The organism is Roseateles sp. (genome assembly GCF_965262435.1).
GTDB lineage: Bacteria > Pseudomonadota > Gammaproteobacteria > Burkholderiales > Burkholderiaceae_C > Paucibacter_A.
In genome coordinates this window covers 7,501-26,897 of record NZ_OZ253537.1, presented here as the reverse complement: position 1 = coordinate 26,897, position 19,397 = coordinate 7,501, and the positions used below count along the sequence as shown (strand labels likewise).

Here is a 19,397-nt window from a genome sequence, read left to right as displayed (position 1 = left end):
AGTCGAAAGAACCCCTGTGATGAATCGTTATTCGCTCCCTCTCGCCTTCTCTATTGCCGCGGCTGCGGCCCTGGTCTCGCCCGTGGTGCTGGCGCAGGCGCCGGCCGCCCCGGCCCAAGCAGCCGCGCAGCAGCCCGGTCCCGAGATTGCCGCGCGCAGCTACCTGCTGCTGGACATGAGCGCCAACCGCGTGCTGTCCGAGCGCGATGCCGACACGCCCAATGACCCGGCCTCGCTGACCAAGCTGATGACGGCCTATGTCGTGTTTGGAGCCCTGCGCGACAAGCGCCTGACCCTCGATCAAACCCTGCCGGTGTCCACCCGCGCCTGGGACGAGCGCAAAGGTGACCCCTCGCTGATGTTCATCAACACGACCATGACGCCCAAGGTCGACGAGCTGCTGCGCGGCATGATCATCCAGAGCGGCAACGATGCCTCGGTGGCCCTGGCCGAAGGTGTGGCCGGTACGGTGGAGCAGTTCGTGGCGCTGATGAACCGCCAAGCCCAGGCCTGGGGTCTGAAGAACACGCAGTTCAAGAACGTGACCGGCATGACTGAGCCGGGCCACAAGAGCAGCGCGCGTGACCTGTCCGTGATCGCCTCCAGCCTGATCCGCGACTTCCCCGAGTACTACAGCTATTACTCGCAGCGCGATTTCACCTTCAACAAGATCCGCCAGGACAACCGCAATCTGCTGCTGCGCCGCGACCCCAGCGTCGACGGCATGAAGACCGGCTACACGGAAGCCGCCGGCTACTGCCTGGTCTCCAGCGCCCAGCGCGAGTTCCCCAATGGCAAGCGCCGCCTGCTGAGTGTGGTGATGGGCACGGCTTCCAAGGAAGCTCGCGCCACCGAAAGCCAGAAGCTGCTGAACTGGGGCTACTCGGCCTTCGATGCCGTGCGCCTGTTTGACAAGGACGCTGCCATCAGCACCGTGCCGGTCTGGAAGGGCGCCAGCCCGCAGGCCAAGCTCGGCGCCGCAGGCCCTGTCTTTGTGGCCGTGCCACGCGGCGACGGTGCCAAGCTGCAGACCCAGATCGAACGCACCGACCCCCTGGTTGCTCCTTTGAGCAAGGGCCAGCGCGTCGGCACCTTGAAGGTCAGCACCGCTGGCGGCGTGGCGGTGGCCGAAGTGCCTCTGGTCGTGTTGGAAGAAGTACCGCTGGCCGGCATCTTGGGCCGCGCCTGGGACGCCATGCGCTTGTGGATCAAGTGATCCTGCCTCGGCGTGGCCGTGCCGGGCGTAAGCTCGGGGCTTGACGACGACGCTTCACCTTGGCTGCCGGAGGCCCGCATGCTTGCTTTGCCCGATGTCCGCTGCTACCTGAACGGCAGCTACCAGCCTCTGGCCGAGGCCAAGATCTCGGTCATGGACCGGGGCTTCATTTTCGGCGATGGGGTCTACGAGGTGCTGCCGGTCTACGAGCGGCGCCTGTTTCGCTTCGAAGCGCATATGGAGCGACTGGAGCGCAACCTCGCCAAGCTGCGCATCGCCAGCCCCTTGCTGCGCGCGCAGTGGCTGGAGCTGGCGCGTGAGTTGGTGCGCGGCGTCGCAGCGGACGAGCAGCTGGTCTATCTGCAAGTGACCCGCGGCGTCGCGCCGCGCAACCATGCGATGCCTGAGGGTGCCGTGCCCACGGTGTTCGCCTACAGCATGCCGTCCAAGCCGATGTCGGCCGAAGAGCGGCACCGTGGCGTGGCCTGCATCAGCGCGCGTGATTTCCGCTGGCAGCGCGGCGACATCAAGAGCATCTCGCTGCTGGGCAATGTGCTGGCGCGGCAGATTTCGGCCGACGAAGGCGCCGCCGAGACGATTCTGCTGCGCGACGGCTTCTTGACCGAGGGCGCGTCCTCCAATGTCTGGATCGTCAAAGAGGGCGCCCTGCTGGGCCCGCCTCGCAGCGAGGACCTGCTCGAAGGCATACGCGTCGAGTTGCTGCGCGAGCTCTGCGAGGAATGCGGCATCGGCTACAACTTGCGGCCCATCTCCGAGGCTGAGCTTTTTGCGGCTGACGAGATCATTCTTAGCTCCGCCGGCAAGGAAGTGCTGGCCGTCACGCGCCTGGACCACCAGCCGGTTGGCCATGGCGCTCTGCACGGCAAGCCCGGGCCGGTCTACGCCCGGCTGTACGAGGCTTACCAGCGAGCCAAGCCCTTGCAATCGATCTGAAGCGACGCATCTGCGTCCACTGATCTGAATCTACTGATTGAAGAAGCACCATGAGCCAATTCCCTCCCATGCAGCCGCCGCCGGACATTCCGCCCGAGCAGTCGCTGATCACCTACCCCTCGCACTTTCCAATCAAGGTCATGGGCGCCAAGGTCGAGGGCTATGTGGAGGCCATCGTGAAGGTGGCCCAGGCCTTCGACCCGGACTTCGACGCCGCGACCGTGGAGCAGCGTCCCAGCAAGGCCGGCAACTACCTGGGTCTGACCATCACCGTGCGCGTGACCAGCCGCGAACAGCTCGACGAGCTCTACCGCACCCTGACGACCCACCCCATGGTCAAGGTCGTGCTCTGAGCAGGTTGGGGCTTAGTTTCCCAGCTGCGCGTCGATCGCCTTGATCTTGTAGGGCGCGCCTTCATCGCCATTGCGCGCGGCGATGTCGTACCAATAGCGCGCCAGGCGCAGGTCGGCCGGCACGCCATAGCCGCTCTCGTACATCGAGCCCAAGAGGTATTGCGCGCCCACGTCCCCGGCCTTGGCGGCCTCTCGGTACCAGTGCGCGGCCTGTTCTGGGTCCGCCGGCGTGCCCCGGCCGAGGTAAAAGGCCGTGGCCAGGGCGACCTGGGCCTCGCTGCTGCCGCGCTTGGCAGCGCGCAGATTCCATTCCTTGGCCTTGGCCAGGTCCGGCTTGCCCAGCAGGCCTTGCTCATAGAGTTGAGCCAGCGCCAGTTCGGCGCGCACCAAGCCGCCCGCTGCCGCTCGCTTCAGCAGGCGCTCGGCGCGGCGCGCGCTGGGTTTGGGCAACTCCTCGCGCAAATGCATCATGGCCAGGTTGTAGTCGGCCAGGGGCAGGGGGCGAGCCTGTGCCGACAGGGCGGTGAAGGCGCGCGCGGCGGTTTTCAGCTCGCCGGCTTCGTAGGCTTGAACGGCGCGCTCCAGCGCTGTGGGCGGAGGCTCGGGCGCTGGGGCTTCCTGGGCATGCAGCGCGGCGCTGCTGCTCAGGGTGAGCAGGGCCGCCGTCCAGACGGTTTTCTTCCAAAGAGAGAAAGTGCGCATCGTCGGCATCGGTGAAAGCTTCCGTTTCGGAAAGGGCCAGACGGTAGCCGATTTCACGCCGCCCTGCAGGCTTGGCTACCATGTCGCCATGATTGTGAAAAACCTGGGCCGGGTCGACTACGCCGAGACGGTCGACGCCATGCGGGCCTTCAGCGAACAGCGCGGGCCCGAGACCGAAGACGAGCTCTGGCTTTGCGAGCATCCCCCCACCTACACCCAAGGCCTGGCCGGCAAGGCCGACCATGTGCTGGCGCCCGCCGGCATCCCGGTGGTGCAGACCAACCGCGGCGGCCAGGTGACGTACCACGGCCCCGGTCAGGTGGTCGCCTACCCGCTGGTCAACCTGCAGCGCCTGGGCATTTATGTGCGTGAGTTTGTATTTCGCCTGGAAACGGCGGTGATCCAGACGCTGGACAGCTACGGCGTCACCGGCCATCGCGTGGCCGGCGCGCCGGGCATCTATGTGCGCCTGGACGACCCGTTTGCCCATGCGGCGCTCACCGGCCCGGCGCCGGCCGACGACCCCTTCCGTGGCCTGGGCAAGGTGGCGGCCCTGGGCATCAAGGTCACGCGCCATTGCACGTATCACGGCGTGGCCCTCAATGTGGCCATGGACCTGCAACCCTTCGCAGGTATCAACCCCTGTGGCTATGCGGGGCTGCGCACGGTGGACCTCGTTACACTTGGGGTTTTTGCGGATTGGCCCGAAGTGGCCCAGCGCTTCGGGGAACGGCTGCAAGCCCAGCTGGAGCGTTGACGAAACGAGGCTGGCATGGCGACCGAGAACATCACTCACGAAGCAAAGACAGGCGAGGCGTACGACGCCACGGCCAAGCAGAAATCCCAGGCCAAGACGGCGCGCATCCCGATCAAGATCGTGCCCGCAGAGACGCTGAAAAAGCCCGACTGGATTCGCGTCAAGGCCGGTTCGCCCAGCACCCGTTTCTACGAGATCAAGCAGATCCTGCGCGAGCAAAAGCTGCACACGGTTTGCGAAGAAGCCTCCTGCCCCAATATCGGTGAGTGCTTCGGCAAGGGCACGGCCACCTTCATGATCATGGGTGACAAGTGCACCCGTCGCTGCCCCTTCTGCGATGTCGGCCACGGCCGCCCCGATCCGCTCGATGTGAACGAGCCCGAGAACCTGGCCAAGACCATTGCCGCGCTCAAGCTCAAGTATGTGGTGATCACCAGCGTGGACCGCGATGACCTGCGTGACGGTGGCGCCGGCCACTTTGCCGAGTGCATCCGCAAGGTGCGCGAACTCAGCCCCTCGACCCAGATCGAAGTGCTGGTGCCCGATTTCCGCGGCCGCATGGACCGTGCGCTGGACATCCTCAAGGCCGCACCGCCGGACGTTATGAACCACAACCTGGAAACCGCGCCGCGCCTCTACAAGGAAGCGCGCCCGGGTTCGGACTACGAGTTCAGCCTCAACCTGCTCAAGCGCTTCAAGGAAGAAGTGCCCGGCGTGCCGACCAAGAGCGGCATCATGGTGGGTCTGGGCGAGACCGACGAGGAAATCCTCCAGGTCATGCGCGATATGCGCGCCCACCACATCGACATGCTGACCATCGGCCAGTACCTCGCTCCTTCCGGCCACCACCTGCCGGTGCGCCGCTATGTGCACCCGGACACTTTCAAGATGTTCGAGGAAGAGGCCTACAAGATGGGCTTCACCCACGCCGCTGTGGGCGCCATGGTGCGCAGCAGCTACCACGCTGACCAGCAGGCGCACGGCGTGCTGGCCGCCGGCGCCGAAGCTCCGGTCGCACCCTGAGATCGGTTCGTCAGGGCTGGGTCGGCACCGCCCTCAGCGGTAGCGGACCCGGCGCTTGAACTCGTCGAACAAGCGCTGGTAGCTGCCGTCCTTGCGCATCTGCGCCAAACCGAGGCTGAATTGCTGAGCCAAGCGCTCGCCCTGCGGGTGCTGCTTGGAAAACGCCATCCAGAAGCCATCCATGGAGACGAGTCCTGTACGGCGCAACTGGCCGCGGAACTCGGGCGTGTTGTCGATACGCAGCCAGGCCGGCGTGCGGTTCAAAAGGATGTAGTCCACGCGCTTGTTCAGCAGCATGCGGATCAGGGCTGAATCGGACACCGCGCTGAATTTTTGGATGCGCGCGTCGTGTATGAACTCACTGGGGTAGGTGTAGCCGTTGGTGTAAGCCACGCGCTTGCCGCGCAGATCGGACAAGCGCATCTCTGGGCTGGGGTCGTCTGCCCGGCCGAAGATGGACAGCTCTTCCTCGAACATGGCCGGCTGATGCCAGATGTAATCGTTGCGGTTGTCGTCGGTGATGGTGGCGTTGAAGCAGCCCGCGACCTGGCCGGTCTTGGCGTAGAGCATGCAACGCGAAAAGGGCACGGTGATGATTTGCACCTGCACGCCTTGCGTGGCCAGGACCGCACGGATCAGGTCGACGCTGAAGCCCACCGGCGGGCGCTGCGTGTCGGCGCCTGGTTTTTCCGCGGCGCTGTAGGGCGGCCAATCGTCCTCGCCTGCCAAGACCAGGGGCGCAGTGGGTTTTGCGCTGGGACCGTCTTGTGCCCAAACCGGGATGTGCGTGCCGAGTGCGAGCGCCGCGAGCAGGGCACTGAGGCAGCGTCTGGGGTTTTGCGCCAACGGCATCGACATGCTCGTACGTTGGAGTGGCCTCAGGCCGATTCGGCCAGCAGCTTCTCGACCAGCGCATGCAGGGCCGCGAAGTCCGGCTCGCCGACATAGCGCTTGACCACTTCGCCGCGCTTGTTGATCAGCAGCGTGGTCGGTGTCAGCTGCACGCGGCCGAAGCTCTGCGCGATCTGGCCGGTGTTGTCGATGGCCACGCCGAAGGGCAGCTGGCGGCTTTCGGCGAACTTGGCGACGAAGGCCGGTGGGTCGTAGCTCATGGCCACGGCCAGGGTGTCGAAGCCGCGGCCTTTGAACTTCTCGTGGGTCGCGACGATCTGCGGCATTTCCTTGACGCAGGTGGTGCAACTGGTGGCCCAGAAGTTCACCAGCATGACCTGACCGCGCCACTGGCTGGAATCAGCCTTCTTGCCGTCCAGCAGCACATAGTCAACGCGCGGCGCGGTGTCGCGGGCACCCAGGCTTTGGTATGCCAAGTAGGCGCCGCCGGCCAGGGCCAGCACCAGCAGGGCGGGGGCGAGCAAACGAGAGGTCTTCTTCATGCCCCGGAGTTTAGAGCCTGCGCCGTGGCGCCGCCTTCACAGGCCTTTTGACAGTTCGAACAGCAGCACCGAGGGCAGAGCGTCGTTGACATGCTGGCGCGAGATACGGGCCAGGCCGTCTGGCGTGGCGGTGGAAAGCTGGGTCTTGTGTGCTTCGTCCAGCACCTCCACGAAGCTGAAGTCAGGCACTTCGCGCATCACTTCGGCATAGAGGCGGTCGAACTCAGGGCCGCGCAGGCGGGCCTCGAAGACGATGCCATGGGGCAGGCCTTCGGCACAGAATTGATGGGCCTCTTCCATGCTGCCAACGCCGTCGACGATCAGGCCCATGTGCTGCATCGCAATCTGCAACTGGCTGCGCAACTCGCGGCGTTGGGCAATGATGAGAACGTGGCTGCCGGCCAGAGGCTTGGAATTGCTGGACGGTTGATGCTCTCCGTCCGGTTCGGCATCGAGTACGCGTTCGGTGGCGGCCAGGCCATTGGTCTCGTCGCCGACGATGTGCGGGAACTCCAGCGTCAGCACCGTGATGCCAGCTTCGTCCTCTCGCAAGGGCAGCACACCGAGGGTGATGGCCGTCTGCTCCACCAGGCGCCAGGCCAGGGAGTTCAAGGCCGCCGGTGTTTCGGCCGCGCGGGGGTCGTCGAGCAGGTCCAGTGAGCGGTGGGCAAAGCGGCAGACCAGGCGAGCCTTGGCCGGCCAGGGCGTCAGGTCCAGGCGCAAGTCGATCGAGCTGTGCGTGCTCGACAAGGCCCAGTCCATCAAGGCATTGAGCAGGGCGAATAGCAGGGAGCCATCGGTCATCACCTCGATGGGCTTGAGCACCTGACGCACCTGGATACCGCGTGCCTGAGTCTCGCGGCTGCGCTGGGCCAGCACGCTGCGCAGCACCTGGGTCAGGTGCATTTTTTCGCGTGACAGGTGCAGGCGCCCCGACGCCAACCGCGCCAGTTGCTGGCCGACCATGCCAGCCTCGCGCGCCTGGCTGACGCTTTCGCGCAAGGCGCGCAGGCTTTGACGGTCGATCTGTCCGGTGCTGACCAGCTTGTGGATGCGCTCCAGCGCCGCGCTCAGCGGCCCCGCAATTTCCGCGCCCAGTTGCTGCACGATTTCGGCCCATTGCGCATGGCTCGGCTCGCCGGCGACATCGTTCGCGGCGCCGGAGCTGGCGGAAGGTGGGGTGTTGCTGCGCATGGGCTGGAAGGCGAGGGGTGTGTCGCTGACTCGTTGTTGTGCTTATGGGTGGAGGAATAGAACTCCCGGCTTAAGGGTTCTCCTGCAGCGGTCGCCATGGTCATGGTGAAGCCTGGCAGCGTCCATCCCCCGATCCGGGGGAAATTGGAGTGGGTGCAGCCTGGAATCAAAATTCGGTGAATTCTGCACACCGAAGCCAGTGAATTGACTGCAGAAGCCGCTTGCTTCGGTTCGGCTCAGCTCAGCGCACGGCCCCGCTCGCGACCAAGGTTTCGATCTCAGCTTCTGCATAGCCAGCCTCCAGCAAGATCTCACGCGAGTGCTCACCGAGCAGCGGCGGGGGGCGCCGGTAGCTCACGGGGGTCAGGGACAGCTTGATGGGGTTGGCCACCACGCGCAGTTCGGGGCTCAAGGGGTGCGGCAGTGGCACGACGGTGTCCCGCGCCTGCACCTGGGGGTCGGCAAAGGTTTCTGCCAGGCTGTTGATGGGGCCGCAGGGTACTTTGGCGGTTTCCAGGGCGCGCAGCCAGAGATCGCGCGGGCGACTGCGCATGGCGGCCTCGATCAAGGGCACCAATTCGCCGCGATGCCGGACTCGGTCGCTGTTGCGAGCAAAGCGAGGGTCCCGTGCCCATTCTGCGTGGCCGGCGATGTCGCAGAACTTTGCGAACTGCAGGTCGTTGCCGACGGCCAGAATCAGGTGGCCGTCGGACGCCTCGAACACCTGATAGGGGACGATGTTTTGGTGGGCATTGCCGATGCGCCCGGGAGCGCGCCCTGTGCAGAGGAAGTTGGATCCGACGTTGGCCAGCATGGCAACCTGGGTGTCCAGCAAGGCCATGTCGATGACCTGACCCCGGCCCGTGGCTTCGGCGTGGCGCAGAGCGGCGAGGATGGCCACGGTGGCGTAAAGCCCGGTGAAGAGATCGGCCACGGCCACGCCGACTTTCTGCGGGCCGCCGCCCGGTCGATCGTCGCGCTCGCCGGTGATGCTCATCAGCCCGCCCATGCCCTGGATCGCATAGTCGTAGCCAGCACGGTCCTGGTAAGGGCCGGTTTGGCCAAATCCTGTGATGGAGCAGACCACCAGACGCGGGTTGGCGTCCTGCAGGGTTTGTGCATCAAGGCCGAAGCGTTCCAGATCGCCAACCTTGAAGTTCTCGACCAGCACGTCGGCCTGGGTCGCCAGTCGGCGGATCAAATCCTGACCTTCACTGCAAGCGATATCGATGGCAATGGAGCGCTTGTTGCGGTTGGCGCCCAGGTAGTAGGCGGCCTCGCTGGTGTCGCTGCCTTGGGCATCTTTCAAATACGGCGGGCCCCAGGCGCGGGTGTCGTCGCCGCTGCCGGGCCGCTCGACTTTGATGACATCCGCACCCAGATCGGCCAGAGTTTGGGTGCACCAGGGACCGGCCAGCACGCGAGAGAGGTCGAGCACGCGCACACCGGCCAGGGACATCGCCGGCAGGATGGCGTTTTGTGGGGTGGGGGAGTTGTTTGGTTTGAGGCTGGGCGTATCCATGCAATTCATTGTGCGCCCCGGTGCGGGGCCGCCGCCTCGGATAATGCCCGTATGAACTCAATGCACTCACGTGTCAGGCTGGCTTTGCGCCAGACGCAGCTTCTGGTGTTTGCCGCTTGCTTGTCGGCTTGTTCCCCAGGCCTGGATTGGCGTGAGGTGCGCCCGGCCGAGTCCGGCATGGTGCTCATGTTCCCTTGCAAGCCGGAGGTTTACAGCCGCCCCGCGACACCGAGCGAGCCTGTTCGCATGGGCATGGCTCAGTGCAAGGCCGATGGCATCACGTTTTCCTTGTCTTGGGCGGAAGTTCGGGACCCGGCGCTGGTCAGCCCGGCCATGCGACAGATGCGCGACGCCTTACGTAACAAGTTGGGTGCTGGCAGTGCCGCACCAGCGGCCAGTCAGGCTTTGCAGGTGCCAGGCATGACGCCCAGTCCGGAGGCCTCACAGATCCACTTGGGTGGGCTGGCGGGCTCCGGGGCGGCCGAGGCCGATATCGCGGTGTTCACGCGCGGCGTGTGGGTCTATCAAGCGGTCATGCTGGCACCCAAGCGCCAGCCTGCGGCCTGGGACAACTTCATCAACTCTATGAAGCTGGAAACGTGAGTTCGGTGGTGAAGCTGTGGTGCGGCACGGGGCCGAGGGGCGCGCGCAGCATTGATAATGAAAACCTATGTCCGGATTGCTACTGATCGCTCATTCGCCCCTGGCCTCGGCCCTCAAAGCCGTGGCCGAGCACACCTATCCGGATTGCGCTCGGCAGTTGCAGGTCTTGGATGTGACGCCGGAGATGTCGGCCGATGCGGTGGAATCGGCCGCTCGGGCCCTGTTGCATGCGGGCGGGCATGCCGAAAACCTGGTGCTGACGGATGTGTTCGGCGCCACGCCATGCAACGCCGCGCTGCGTTTGCGCAGTGCCGCCGTTCAGGTGGTCAGCGGCGTCAATGTGCCGATGCTGTGGCGTTCGCTCTGCTACGTAAGTCAGCCTTTGGCGAGCTTGGCCGAGCGTGCGGTCAGCGGCGCCCACGCGGGCATCGTGTTGGCCGAGACACCCGAGGCTGCATCCTGAAATTTGCAAGTCGCAGGCATGCCGCCGGTGAACCCTTCTTTGGAGTCCTGAGTTTCAATGATCAAGTCCACGCTCACCATCAGCAACAAACTGGGCCTGCATGCCCGCGCTTCGGCCAAGCTGACCAAGCTGGCGGGTAGCTTTCAGTGCGAGGTCTTCATGAGTCGCAACAACCGGCGCGTCAATGCCAAGAGCATCATGGGGGTGATGATGTTGGCGGCGGGCCTGGGTTCGCAGGTGGAGCTGGAAACCGAGGGCAGCGATGAGCGGGCCGCTCACGACGCCATCACGGCCCTCGTCAATGACAAGTTTGGCGAGGGGCAGTGAATCTGGCTGGGGCGGCGATTACTGTCCGCCCATGAAGTGCCGGCGGTAACGGGAGGGCAGGTCGGCCAAGCGCATCATCATGGGCAGGTCGGCGGTGTTGAAGTCGGGGTCCCAGGCCGGCGCGCCCAGGATGCGGGCGCCGCAGCGCAGATAGCCCTTGATCAGCGGCGGCGCTTCCACCACCAGGTCGTGGCGCAGCTCTTCCACCGGCAGTGGTAGACGCGGACGCACCTGCCATTCGATGCTGGCCAGATGGCTTTGCTCCAGCTGTTTCCAGAGGCTGGCGGCGAAATGGCCGCCGTCGCGCATGCTGACACTGGCGCAGCCGATCATGGTGTCCAGCTTGTTGCGCATCATGAATTCCGCCAGCGCGCCCCAGAGCGCCATGATGGCGCCGCCCGAGCGGTGATCGGGGTGGATGCAGGAGCGGCCCAGTTCCACCATCTGTTCGCGCAAGCCGCGCAAGCGGGTCAGGTCGAACTCGGTTTCGCTGTACCAGCCGCCGGCCTGTTTGGCCGCAGCCGGAGTCAGGACTCGATAGGTGCCGATGACTTGGCCGATGCGGCCATGGGCGTCGACCTCTCGGACCAGCAAGTGCTCGCAGAAGGCATCAAAGCTGTCGATGTCATGGCGAGCCGGCGCTCCGGCAGGCACGCTCAGGCGGGCCCCCATCTCTTCGGCAAACACCCGGTAACGCAGGCGCTGGGCTTCGCGTACATCCTCTTCGTGCCGGGCCCAGCTGACGTCCAGGCGTGCTGGCGCGGGGCGCGCTTCAGGTTGGGGCAAGCCAGGGCGGCGCTCGCTCTTCAGGGCCCGCAGATCGGAGAAGGGCAGCGTGGGCAGCGGAAGATCCCTCATGGTGGCCTCATGCAAGTCGTTGTTGGCATCGCCATGCTCGGCGGCGGCAATGACGAGGCCGTGACGCCGGAATGACGTCTCGATGACGGCGCTGATCTGGCTGCTGCGCTGCTAAAGTCGGCGCATGAGCTTTCAGGTCTTCGGTATCCCTGTTTCGCGCGGCGTGGCCATTGGCCGGGCAGTGCTGGTGGCGTCCAGTCGGGTTGATGTGGCGCACTACTTCATCAGTGAAGCGCAGGTCGAGTCCGAAATTTCGCGGGCCTTGCGCGCGCGCGACGTAGTTGCCGCGGAGCTGGAGGCGCTCAAGCAGGACCTGCCCGGCGATGCGCCTCATGAGCTGGCCGCACTGCTCGACGTCCACTTGATGTTGCTGCACGACGAGGCGCTGACCGGCGCCACCAAGCAGTGGATCATCGAGCGCCACTACAACGCGGAATGGGCCTTGTCTGCGCAGTTGGAGGTCTTGGCTCGCCAGTTTGACGAGATGGAGGACGATTACCTGCGCGAGCGCAAGGCGGATCTGGAGCAGGTGGTCGAACGGGTGCTCAGCGCCCTGGCGCGCGAGCAAGGGCATACGCCAGTCGACGCCGCCAGCGTCGTGCAACGTGATTTCGCCGGCGAGGACCCGCTGCTGCTGGTGGCGGCCGATATTGCGCCCGCAGACATGATGCAGTTCAAGCGCAGCGTGTTCCACGGCTTTATCACCGACATCGGCGGCAAGACCTCCCATACCGCCATCGTCGCGCGCAGCATGGACATCCCCGCGGTGGTCGGCACGCGCGAGGCTTCTCGCCTGATTCGCCATGATGACTGGGTCATCATCGACGGTGATGCCGGTGCCGTGATCGTCAATCCTTCGCCCATCATGCTGGAGGAGTACCGTTTCCGGCAGCGCCAGAGTGAACTTGAGCGAGCCCGTCTGACCCGCCTGCGTCATACGCCAGCAGTCACTCTGGATGGCGAGCGTGTCGAACTGCATGCCAATATTGAGCTGCCTGCCGACGCGGCTGGTGCAGTTGAATCCGGAGCGACGGGTGTCGGCCTTTTCCGGAGCGAGTTCTTGTTCATGAACCGCGATGGTGAACTGCCGAGTGAAGACGAGCAGTTCGCGGCCTACCGTGCGGCAGTCGAAGCCATGCGCGGCATGCCCGTGACCATCCGGACCGTGGATGTTGGGGCGGACAAGCCTCTGGATCGCATGAGTGCCAGCGAGTTGCGCCATGAGCATGTGCTCAACCCGGCTATGGGCTTGCGCGCCATCCGTTGGAGCCTTGCCGAGCCCAGCATGTTCCGGCAACAGCTGCGGGCCATTTACCGTGCGAGTGCCTTCGGCAAGGTGCGACTCCTCATTCCAATGGTTGCCCACCTGAGCGAAGTTCGTCAGATCTTGGAATCGGTCAGAAAAGTGCAGCAGCAGTTGACGGACGCGGGTCAGGCGTTCACGCGTGTCGAGCTCGGTGTGATGGTAGAGATACCTGCGGCCGCCGTGATGCTGCCTTTGATACTCCGGCACGTGGATTTCGTCTCGATCGGAACCAATGACCTGATCCAGTACACCTTGGCCATCGACCGTGCAGACGAAGCGGTCGCGCATCTGTATGACCCATGGCATCCGGCGGTACTCCAACTGCTCTCCGGCTCGATTGCCGATGCGACCGCAGCGGGTAAATCGGTCAGTGTGTGCGGGGAAATGGCGGGCGACCCTGCTTTTACTGATCTGTTGCTGGCCATGGGCTTGCGCAACTTTTCGATGCATCCCTCGCAGATTCCCTCTGTGAAGCAGCGCGTCTTGCGAGCCGATGCATCTCGGCTTGCTCGCGGCATCGCCGCGGTCCTGGCCAGTGAAGACCCGCAGCGCGAGGCGCAGTCGACGTTCTCGGCGCACAAGTCCAGCAGCCCCTTGCAATAGCCTCCTGTGAGGCTGTGTTCCGTCAGGTGGCCTCTGCTGCTGGCGGAGTGCTGCTGTCATGCGTGAATCGAATCGTGAGCACGATCAAAAGTCGTGATCTTCTTGCTGAGTCGAAAATTCCTGTGCTACAGTAGAGGGCTTCGCTGCTCGCAAAGACTGCTTCTGCGGTTTGGCAGCAGGGCTCGAAAGAGTCTTGCTTTTGTGTGGTGAAGATCGAAGCGATCCGATGAGATTTGAGTTTCAAAACAAGTTAAGCAAATAGCTTGACGAGTATAAAGAAAATCAGTCATAATCTCGCTTCTGTGCTGTTGACGCAAGTTGATGGCGACAAGATCAGATGAGAGTCTGGCTTGAGCAAGATGAGCTTCGGTTCTCTTGGTTCTTTAAAAATTAACAGCCGATAAGCGTGGGCGTTTGAAGATGAGTGCTGAATGCAGGCGACTGTATTCAAGTCTCTTGGACTTTAAACGCTCACGGAAAATAGATTTGAACTATGCAGGCTCATGTAAAAGTGAGTTTGAGGTTTAAGTCGATTCCGTTGAGTAAATCAAGATCGAACTGTAGAGTTTGATCCTGGCTCAGATTGAACGCTGGCGGCATGCCTTACACATGCAAGTCGAACGGTAACAGGTTAAGCTGACGAGTGGCGAACGGGTGAGTAATATATCGGAACGTGCCCAGTTGTGGGGGATAACTACTCGAAAGAGTGGCTAATACCGCATGAGACCTGAGGGTGAAAGCGGGGGATCGCAAGACCTCGCGCAATTGGAGCGGCCGATATCAGATTAGCTAGTTGGTGGGGTAAAAGCCCACCAAGGCAACGATCTGTAGCTGGTCTGAGAGGACGACCAGCCACACTGGGACTGAGACACGGCCCAGACTCCTACGGGAGGCAGCAGTGGGGAATTTTGGACAATGGACGCAAGTCTGATCCAGCCATGCCGCGTGCGGGAAGAAGGCCTTCGGGTTGTAAACCGCTTTTGTCAGGGAAGAAACGGCTCGCTCTAATACAGTGGGCTAATGACGGTACCTGAAGAATAAGCACCGGCTAACTACGTGCCAGCAGCCGCGGTAATACGTAGGGTGCAAGCGTTAATCGGAATTACTGGGCGTAAAGCGTGCGCAGGCGGTTATGCAAGACAGATGTGAAATCCCCGGGCTCAACCTGGGAACTGCATTTGTGACTGCATGGCTAGAGTACGGTAGAGGGGGATGGAATTCCGCGTGTAGCAGTGAAATGCGTAGATATGCGGAGGAACACCGATGGCGAAGGCAATCCCCTGGACCTGTACTGACGCTCATGCACGAAAGCGTGGGGAGCAAACAGGATTAGATACCCTGGTAGTCCACGCCCTAAACGATGTCAACTGGTTGTTGGGAGGGTTTCTTCTCAGTAACGTAGCTAACGCGTGAAGTTGACCGCCTGGGGAGTACGGCCGCAAGGTTGAAACTCAAAGGAATTGACGGGGACCCGCACAAGCGGTGGATGATGTGGTTTAATTCGATGCAACGCGAAAAACCTTACCTACCCTTGACATGCTAGGAATCCTGAAGAGATTTGGGAGTGCTCGAAAGAGAACCTAGACACAGGTGCTGCATGGCCGTCGTCAGCTCGTGTCGTGAGATGTTGGGTTAAGTCCCGCAACGAGCGCAACCCTTGTCATTAGTTGCTACGAAAGGGCACTCTAATGAGACTGCCGGTGACAAACCGGAGGAAGGTGGGGATGACGTCAGGTCATCATGGCCCTTATGGGTAGGGCTACACACGTCATACAATGGCCGGTACAGAGGGCTGCCAACCCGCGAGGGGGAGCTAATCCCAGAAAACCGGTCGTAGTCCGGATCGTAGTCTGCAACTCGACTGCGTGAAGTCGGAATCGCTAGTAATCGCGGATCAGCTTGCCGCGGTGAATACGTTCCCGGGTCTTGTACACACCGCCCGTCACACCATGGGAGCGGGTTCTGCCAGAAGTAGTTAGCCTAACCGCAAGGGGGGCGATTACCACGGCAGGGTTCGTGACTGGGGTGAAGTCGTAACAAGGTAGCCGTATCGGAAGGTGCGGCTGGATCACCTCCTTTCTAGAAAATGGTCGAGCAGTGGTTTGTTGCATGCAACAAGTCATGAGCGAGATCCACATGCACTCAGATTGAAGCGCCCACACTTATCGGCTGTATCACAACAGTGAATGAATAGAAGAAGTGAGCCTGTGGAGCTAGCCTCATAGCTGGAAAAGCAGGTAAGCCTCAGATCCGCAGGCCACGAGTGATGAACGCGTGGGTCTGTAGCTCAGTTGGTTAGAGCACCGTCTTGATAAGGCGGGGGTCGCTGGTTCGAATCCAGCCAGACCCACCACCGTACACAAAGCGTGCCAGGCAAGGCGCGAGACACTGATGCATAGCAGCGCTATGTGAAGTGTTGAGCAACGACGCATGGCGCGGTTTGAGGGGGATTAGCTCAGTTGGGAGAGCACCTGCTTTGCAAGCAGGGGGTCAACGGTTCGAACCCGTTATCCTCCACCAAGACTATTCATTCAAGAGTTGGCAAACCAAAGCGTCCAGGTTGGATGTTGTGGTTTGCCAGCCTTTATTGGCTGTTGTTCTTTAACAATTTGTAGAGTCGAATCAGCGTTGTCGACGGAAAGTTTAGTTTCTTCGCGAATCTTCGGATTTGAGGGGCTAGACACCGTGCCGTCGGCAACATTTTGATTGCGTCAAACACAAGACTTCAACTGAGCAAGAAATTGTTTAGGTATGAAGAACGGCGTAACGCGTAAATACTCAATAAACGTATGGACTCATGAATGGGGTCTGTACGAGTTCTTGACCGACAGTGCCGTCAGCGCTGTCAAAGTTATAGGGTCAAGTGACTAAGTGCATATGGTGGATGCCTAGGCGATTACAGGCGACGAAAGACGTGATAGCCTGCGATAAGCTTCGGGGAGCTGGCAAATTAGCTTTGATCCGGAGATTTCTGAATGGGGAAACCCACCCCGCGAGGGGTAACTCTGACTGAATACATAGGTCATTGTGGCGAACCGGGTGAACTGAAACATCTCAGTAGCTCGAGGAAAAGACATCAACCGAGATTCCGAAAGTAGCGGCGAGCGAAATTGGAGTAGCCTTTACGTTTTAGCATCGTGTATATCAGAACGGAATGGAAAGTCCGGCCATAGCGGGTGATAGCCCCGTATGAGAAATGCTGCGGTGTGGAACTAAGCGTAAGACAAGTAGGGCGGGACACGAGAAATCCTGTCTGAATATGGGGGGACCATCCTCCAAGGCTAAATACTCGTAATCGACCGATAGTGAACTAGTACCGTGAGGGAAAGGCGAAAAGAACCCCGGGAGGGGAGTGAAATAGATCCTGAAACCGTATGCATACAAAAAGTAGGAGCCCGCAAGGGTGACTGCGTACCTTTTGTATAATGGGTCAGCGACTTACATTCAGTGGCGAGGTTAACCGAATAGGGAAGCCGTAGAGAAATCGAGTCCGAATAGGGCGAATTAGTCGCTGGGTGTAGACCCGAAACCAAGTGATCTATCCATGGCCAGGATGAAGGTACCGTAACAGGTGCTGGAGGTCCGAACCGACTAATGTTGCAAAATTAGCGGATGAGCTGTGGATAGGGGTGAAAGGCTAAACAAACTTGGAAATAGCTGGTTCTCTCCGAAAACTATTTAGGTAGTGCCTCAAGTATTACCATCGGGGGTAGAGCACTGTTATGGCTAGGGGGTCATGGCGACTTACCAAACCATTGCAAACTCCGAATACCGATGAGTACAGCTTGGGAGACAGAGCACCGGGTGCTAACGTCCGGACTCAAGAGGGAAACAACCCAGACCGCCAGCTAAGGTCCCCAAAATTGGCTAAGTGGGAAACGAAGTGGGAAGGCTAAAACAGTCAGGATGTTGGCTTAGAAGCAGCCATCATTTAAAGAAAGCGTAATAGCTCACTGATCGAGTCGTCCTGCGCGGAAGATGTAACGGGGCTAAGCCAGTTACCGAAGCTGCGGATGTGCAATTTATTGCACGTGGTAGGAGAGCGTTCTGTAAGCCTGTGAAGGTGGGTTGTGAAGCCTGCTGGAGGTATCAGAAGTGCGAATGCTGACATGAGTAGCGTTAAAGGGGGTGAAAAGCCCCCTCGCCGAAAGCGCAAGGTTTCCTACGCAACGTTCATCGGCGTAGGGTGAGTCGGCCCCTAAGGCGAGGCAGAGATGCGTAGCTGATGGGAAACAGGTAAATATTCCTGTACCGATCAATAGTGCGATGTGGGGACGGAGAAGGTTAGCTCAGCCAACTGTTGGAATAGTTGGTTCAAGCGTGTAGTCGTATCCCTTAGGCAAATCCGGGGGAATTAGATGAGGCGTGATAACGAGTCTGCTTGCAGACGAAGTGAGTGATACCCTGCTTCCAGGAAAAGCCACTAAGCTTCAGCTATTGACGACCGTACCGCAAACCGACACTGGTGCGCGAGATGAGTATTCTAAGGCGCTTGAGAGAACTCTGGAGAAGGAACTCGGCAAATTGACACCGTAACTTCGGAAGAAGGTGTGCCTCTAGTATGTGATCCATTGACTTGGTGAGCAGAATGGGGCCGCAGAGAATCGGTGGCTGCAACTGTTTATTAAAAACACAGCACTCTGCAAAGACGAAAGTCGACGTATAGGGTGTGACTCCTGCCCGGTGCTGGAAGATTAAATGATGGGGTGCAAGCTCTTGACTGAAGTCCCAGTAAACGGCGGCCGTAACTATAACGGTCCTAAGGTAGCGAAATTCCTTGTCGGGTAAGTTCCGACCTGCACGAATGGAGTAATGATGGCCACACTGTCTCCTCCAGAGACTCAGCGAAGTTGAAATGTTTGTGATGATGCAATCTCCCCGCGGAAAGACGGAAAGACCCCATGAACCTTTACTGTAGCTTTACATTGGACTTTGAACAGATCTGTGTAGGATAGGTGGGAGGCTTTGAAGTGAGGACGCTAGTTCTCATGGAGCCAACGTTGAAATACCACCCTGGTGTGTTTGAGGTTCTAACCTTGGTCCCTTATCGGGATTGGGGACAGTGTATGGTGGGCAGTTTGACTGGGGCGGTCTCCTCCCAAAGTGTAACGGAGGAGTTCGAAGGTACGCTAAATACGGTCGGAAATCGTGTTGATAGTGCATTGGCATAAGCGTGCTTGACTGCGAGACTGACAAGTCGAGCAGGTACGAAAGTAGGACAAAGTGATCCGGTGGTTCTGTATGGAAGGGCCATCGCTCAACGGATAAAAGGTACTCTGGGGATAACAGGCTGATACCGCCCAAGAGTTCATATCGACGGCGGTGTTTGGCACCTCGATGTCGGCTCATCTCATCCTGGGGCTGTAGCCGGTCCCAAGGGTATGGCTGTTCGCCATTTAAAGAGGTACGTGAGCTGGGTTTAAAACGTCGTGAGACAGTTTGGTCCCTATCTTCCGTGGGCGCTGCAAGATTGAGAGAGCCTGCTCCTAGTACGAGAGGACCGGAGTGGACGCACCTCTGGTGTATCGGTTGTCACGCCAGTGGCATCGCCGAGTAGCTAAGTGCGGAAGAGATAACCGCTGAAAGCATCTAAGCGGGAAACTCGTCTCAAGATGAGTCTTGCCGGGGCCTAGAGCCCCCTGAAGGGTCGTTCGAGACCAGGACGTTGATAGGCTGGGTGTGGAAGCGCAGTAATGCGTTAAGCTAACCAGTACTAATTGCCCGTGAGGCTTGACCCTATAACTTTGACAGTTCGTGAGCGACGCGAGTCGATCACTGAGCCGGACAAGGACTATTGAGTCGTCAATGCAAGTTATGTTGTTCTTCAGAAGTCTGTTCATTCAATTGAACGTGTGAACGCAATCAAAATCAAAGCTGATTCGAAGTGCAATACCCGAGATACTCGGGTATACTGCGCAACTCTACAAATTGGGTTTGTTGTTGATTTAAAAATCAACAAGAAGCCAACCAGTTAAGCCTGATGACCATAGCGAGGCGGTCCCACTCCTTCCCATCCCGAACAGGACAGTGAAATGCCTCAGCGCCGATGATAGTGCGGGTTCCCGTGTGAAAGTAGGTCATCGTCAGGCTAATATTTAAGCAAAACGCCCGGTCACATGGCC

The 19,397-nt window shown here is 60.6% G+C and carries 15 protein-coding genes, 2 tRNA genes and 3 rRNA genes; 14 read left to right on the top strand and 6 right to left on the bottom strand.

From position 1 onward, the window contains the following. The first annotated feature begins 19 nt into the window (after positions 1-19). From ACQY39_RS00130 to ACQY39_RS00120, 3 genes are all read left to right on the top strand, one after another. A complete protein-coding gene (locus ACQY39_RS00130) occupies positions 20-1,216 on the top strand; it encodes a D-alanyl-D-alanine carboxypeptidase family protein (protein WP_428502908.1) in 1,197 nt (398 codons plus the stop codon). 78 nt (positions 1,217-1,294) lie between these two features. Beyond that, on the top strand, positions 1,295-2,170 hold the full coding sequence (locus tag ACQY39_RS00125) for a D-amino acid aminotransferase (RefSeq protein ID WP_428502907.1): 876 nt from the start codon (positions 1,295-1,297) through the stop codon (positions 2,168-2,170). A gap of 50 nt (positions 2,171-2,220) precedes the next feature. Continuing rightward, the gene (locus ACQY39_RS00120; protein WP_263520865.1) at positions 2,221-2,523 is read left to right on the top strand and encodes a DUF493 family protein; all 303 of its coding nucleotides are present in this window, start codon (positions 2,221-2,223) and stop codon (positions 2,521-2,523) included. A 12-nt stretch (positions 2,524-2,535) separates the two neighbouring features. Here the strand turns inward: ACQY39_RS00120 and ACQY39_RS00115 are convergent, their stop codons facing one another. Continuing rightward, entirely contained in the window at positions 2,536-3,225 is a 690-nt protein-coding gene (locus ACQY39_RS00115; RefSeq protein ID WP_428502906.1) for a tetratricopeptide repeat protein, read from the bottom strand. Between the two features lie 88 nt (positions 3,226-3,313). Here ACQY39_RS00115 and lipB point away from each other — a divergent pair, with 88 nt between their 5' ends. Together lipB and lipA are read left to right on the top strand one after the other, a co-directional pair. Beyond that, the gene (gene lipB, locus ACQY39_RS00110; protein ID WP_428502905.1) at positions 3,314-3,982 is read left to right on the top strand and encodes a lipoyl(octanoyl) transferase LipB; all 669 of its coding nucleotides are present in this window, start codon (positions 3,314-3,316) and stop codon (positions 3,980-3,982) included. Positions 3,983-3,997: 15 nt separating this feature from the next. Next, the gene (gene lipA / locus ACQY39_RS00105) at positions 3,998-5,005 is read left to right on the top strand and encodes a lipoyl synthase (protein WP_428502904.1); all 1,008 of its coding nucleotides are present in this window, start codon (positions 3,998-4,000) and stop codon (positions 5,003-5,005) included. 33 nt (positions 5,006-5,038) lie between these two features. Here lipA and ACQY39_RS00100 read toward each other — a convergent pair whose 3' ends face one another. From ACQY39_RS00100 to ACQY39_RS00085, 4 genes are all read right to left on the bottom strand, one after another. Beyond that, on the bottom strand, positions 5,039-5,863 hold the full coding sequence (locus ACQY39_RS00100) for a substrate-binding periplasmic protein (RefSeq protein ID WP_428502903.1): 825 nt from the start codon (positions 5,861-5,863) through the stop codon (positions 5,039-5,041). 20 nt (positions 5,864-5,883) lie between these two features. Then, on the bottom strand, positions 5,884-6,399 hold the full coding sequence (locus tag ACQY39_RS00095; protein ID WP_428502902.1) for a TlpA family protein disulfide reductase: 516 nt from the start codon (positions 6,397-6,399) through the stop codon (positions 5,884-5,886). A gap of 36 nt (positions 6,400-6,435) precedes the next feature. Then, positions 6,436-7,593, bottom strand: a complete 1,158-nt coding sequence (locus tag ACQY39_RS00090) for a hypothetical protein (protein WP_428502901.1) — start codon at positions 7,591-7,593, stop codon at positions 6,436-6,438. A 241-nt stretch (positions 7,594-7,834) separates the two neighbouring features. Next, entirely contained in the window at positions 7,835-9,052 is a 1,218-nt protein-coding gene (locus ACQY39_RS00085) for a CaiB/BaiF CoA transferase family protein (protein ID WP_428510675.1), read from the bottom strand. A 114-nt stretch (positions 9,053-9,166) separates the two neighbouring features. Here ACQY39_RS00085 and ACQY39_RS00080 point away from each other — a divergent pair, with 114 nt between their 5' ends. The 3 genes from ACQY39_RS00080 to ACQY39_RS00070 all read left to right on the top strand — a co-directional run bounded on the left by ACQY39_RS00080 (position 9,167) and on the right by ACQY39_RS00070 (position 10,508). Next, positions 9,167-9,718 (top strand): hypothetical protein, encoded by a 552-nt coding sequence (locus ACQY39_RS00080; protein WP_428502900.1) that lies wholly within the window; start codon positions 9,167-9,169, stop codon positions 9,716-9,718. A gap of 67 nt (positions 9,719-9,785) precedes the next feature. Next, positions 9,786-10,181 carry a PTS sugar transporter subunit IIA gene (locus ACQY39_RS00075; RefSeq protein WP_428502899.1) on the top strand — a complete coding sequence of 132 codons (396 nt, stop codon included), beginning with the start codon at positions 9,786-9,788 and terminating at the stop codon, positions 10,179-10,181. 57 nt (positions 10,182-10,238) lie between these two features. Further along, entirely contained in the window at positions 10,239-10,508 is a 270-nt protein-coding gene (locus ACQY39_RS00070) for an HPr family phosphocarrier protein (protein WP_428502898.1), read from the top strand. 18 nt (positions 10,509-10,526) lie between these two features. Here the strand turns inward: ACQY39_RS00070 and ACQY39_RS00065 are convergent, their stop codons facing one another. Beyond that, a complete protein-coding gene (locus tag ACQY39_RS00065) occupies positions 10,527-11,366 on the bottom strand; it encodes a GNAT family N-acetyltransferase (protein WP_428502897.1) in 840 nt (279 codons plus the stop codon). A 124-nt stretch (positions 11,367-11,490) separates the two neighbouring features. Here ACQY39_RS00065 and ptsP point away from each other — a divergent pair, with 124 nt between their 5' ends. From ptsP to rrf, 6 genes are all read left to right on the top strand, one after another. Then, the gene (gene ptsP / locus ACQY39_RS00060; protein ID WP_428502896.1) at positions 11,491-13,275 is read left to right on the top strand and encodes a phosphoenolpyruvate--protein phosphotransferase; all 1,785 of its coding nucleotides are present in this window, start codon (positions 11,491-11,493) and stop codon (positions 13,273-13,275) included. Positions 13,276-13,830: 555 nt separating this feature from the next. Continuing rightward, positions 13,831-15,354, top strand: a 16S ribosomal RNA gene (locus ACQY39_RS00055). Positions 15,355-15,551: 197 nt separating this feature from the next. Then, positions 15,552-15,628, top strand: a tRNA-Ile gene (locus ACQY39_RS00050). Positions 15,629-15,719: 91 nt separating this feature from the next. Beyond that, positions 15,720-15,795, top strand: a tRNA-Ala gene (locus tag ACQY39_RS00045). A 337-nt stretch (positions 15,796-16,132) separates the two neighbouring features. Next, a 23S ribosomal RNA gene (locus tag ACQY39_RS00040) occupies positions 16,133-19,013 on the top strand. 238 nt (positions 19,014-19,251) lie between these two features. Continuing rightward, a 5S ribosomal RNA gene (gene rrf, locus ACQY39_RS00035) occupies positions 19,252-19,364 on the top strand. Together the 16S, 23S and 5S rRNA genes with 2 tRNA genes alongside form the textbook arrangement of a ribosomal RNA operon. Positions 19,365-19,397: the final 33 nt, after the last annotated feature.

Coding starts and splice junctions, on each gene's coding strand:
- ACQY39_RS00065 (WP_428502897.1), bottom strand. CDS start 11,366: ATGAGGGATCTTCCGCTGCCCACGCTGCCCTTCTCCGATCTGCGGGCC.
- ACQY39_RS00100 (WP_428502903.1), bottom strand. CDS start 5,863: ATGTCGATGCCGTTGGCGCAAAACCCCAGACGCTGCCTCAGTGCCCTG.
- ACQY39_RS00115 (WP_428502906.1), bottom strand. CDS start 3,225: ATGCGCACTTTCTCTCTTTGGAAGAAAACCGTCTGGACGGCGGCCCTG.
- ACQY39_RS00125 (WP_428502907.1), top strand. CDS start 1,295: ATGCTTGCTTTGCCCGATGTCCGCTGCTACCTGAACGGCAGCTACCAG.
- ACQY39_RS00130 (WP_428502908.1), top strand. CDS start 20: ATGAATCGTTATTCGCTCCCTCTCGCCTTCTCTATTGCCGCGGCTGCG.
- ACQY39_RS00070 (WP_428502898.1), top strand. CDS start 10,239: ATGATCAAGTCCACGCTCACCATCAGCAACAAACTGGGCCTGCATGCC.
- ACQY39_RS00085 (WP_428510675.1), bottom strand. CDS start 9,052: ATGTCCCTGGCCGGTGTGCGCGTGCTCGACCTCTCTCGCGTGCTGGCC.
- ACQY39_RS00080 (WP_428502900.1), top strand. CDS start 9,167: ATGAACTCAATGCACTCACGTGTCAGGCTGGCTTTGCGCCAGACGCAG.
- lipB (WP_428502905.1), top strand. CDS start 3,314: ATGATTGTGAAAAACCTGGGCCGGGTCGACTACGCCGAGACGGTCGAC.
- ACQY39_RS00120 (WP_263520865.1), top strand. CDS start 2,221: ATGAGCCAATTCCCTCCCATGCAGCCGCCGCCGGACATTCCGCCCGAG.
- ACQY39_RS00075 (WP_428502899.1), top strand. CDS start 9,786: ATGTCCGGATTGCTACTGATCGCTCATTCGCCCCTGGCCTCGGCCCTC.
- ptsP (WP_428502896.1), top strand. CDS start 11,491: ATGAGCTTTCAGGTCTTCGGTATCCCTGTTTCGCGCGGCGTGGCCATT.
- ACQY39_RS00090 (WP_428502901.1), bottom strand. CDS start 7,593: ATGCGCAGCAACACCCCACCTTCCGCCAGCTCCGGCGCCGCGAACGAT.
- lipA (WP_428502904.1), top strand. CDS start 3,998: ATGGCGACCGAGAACATCACTCACGAAGCAAAGACAGGCGAGGCGTAC.
- ACQY39_RS00095 (WP_428502902.1), bottom strand. CDS start 6,399: ATGAAGAAGACCTCTCGTTTGCTCGCCCCCGCCCTGCTGGTGCTGGCC.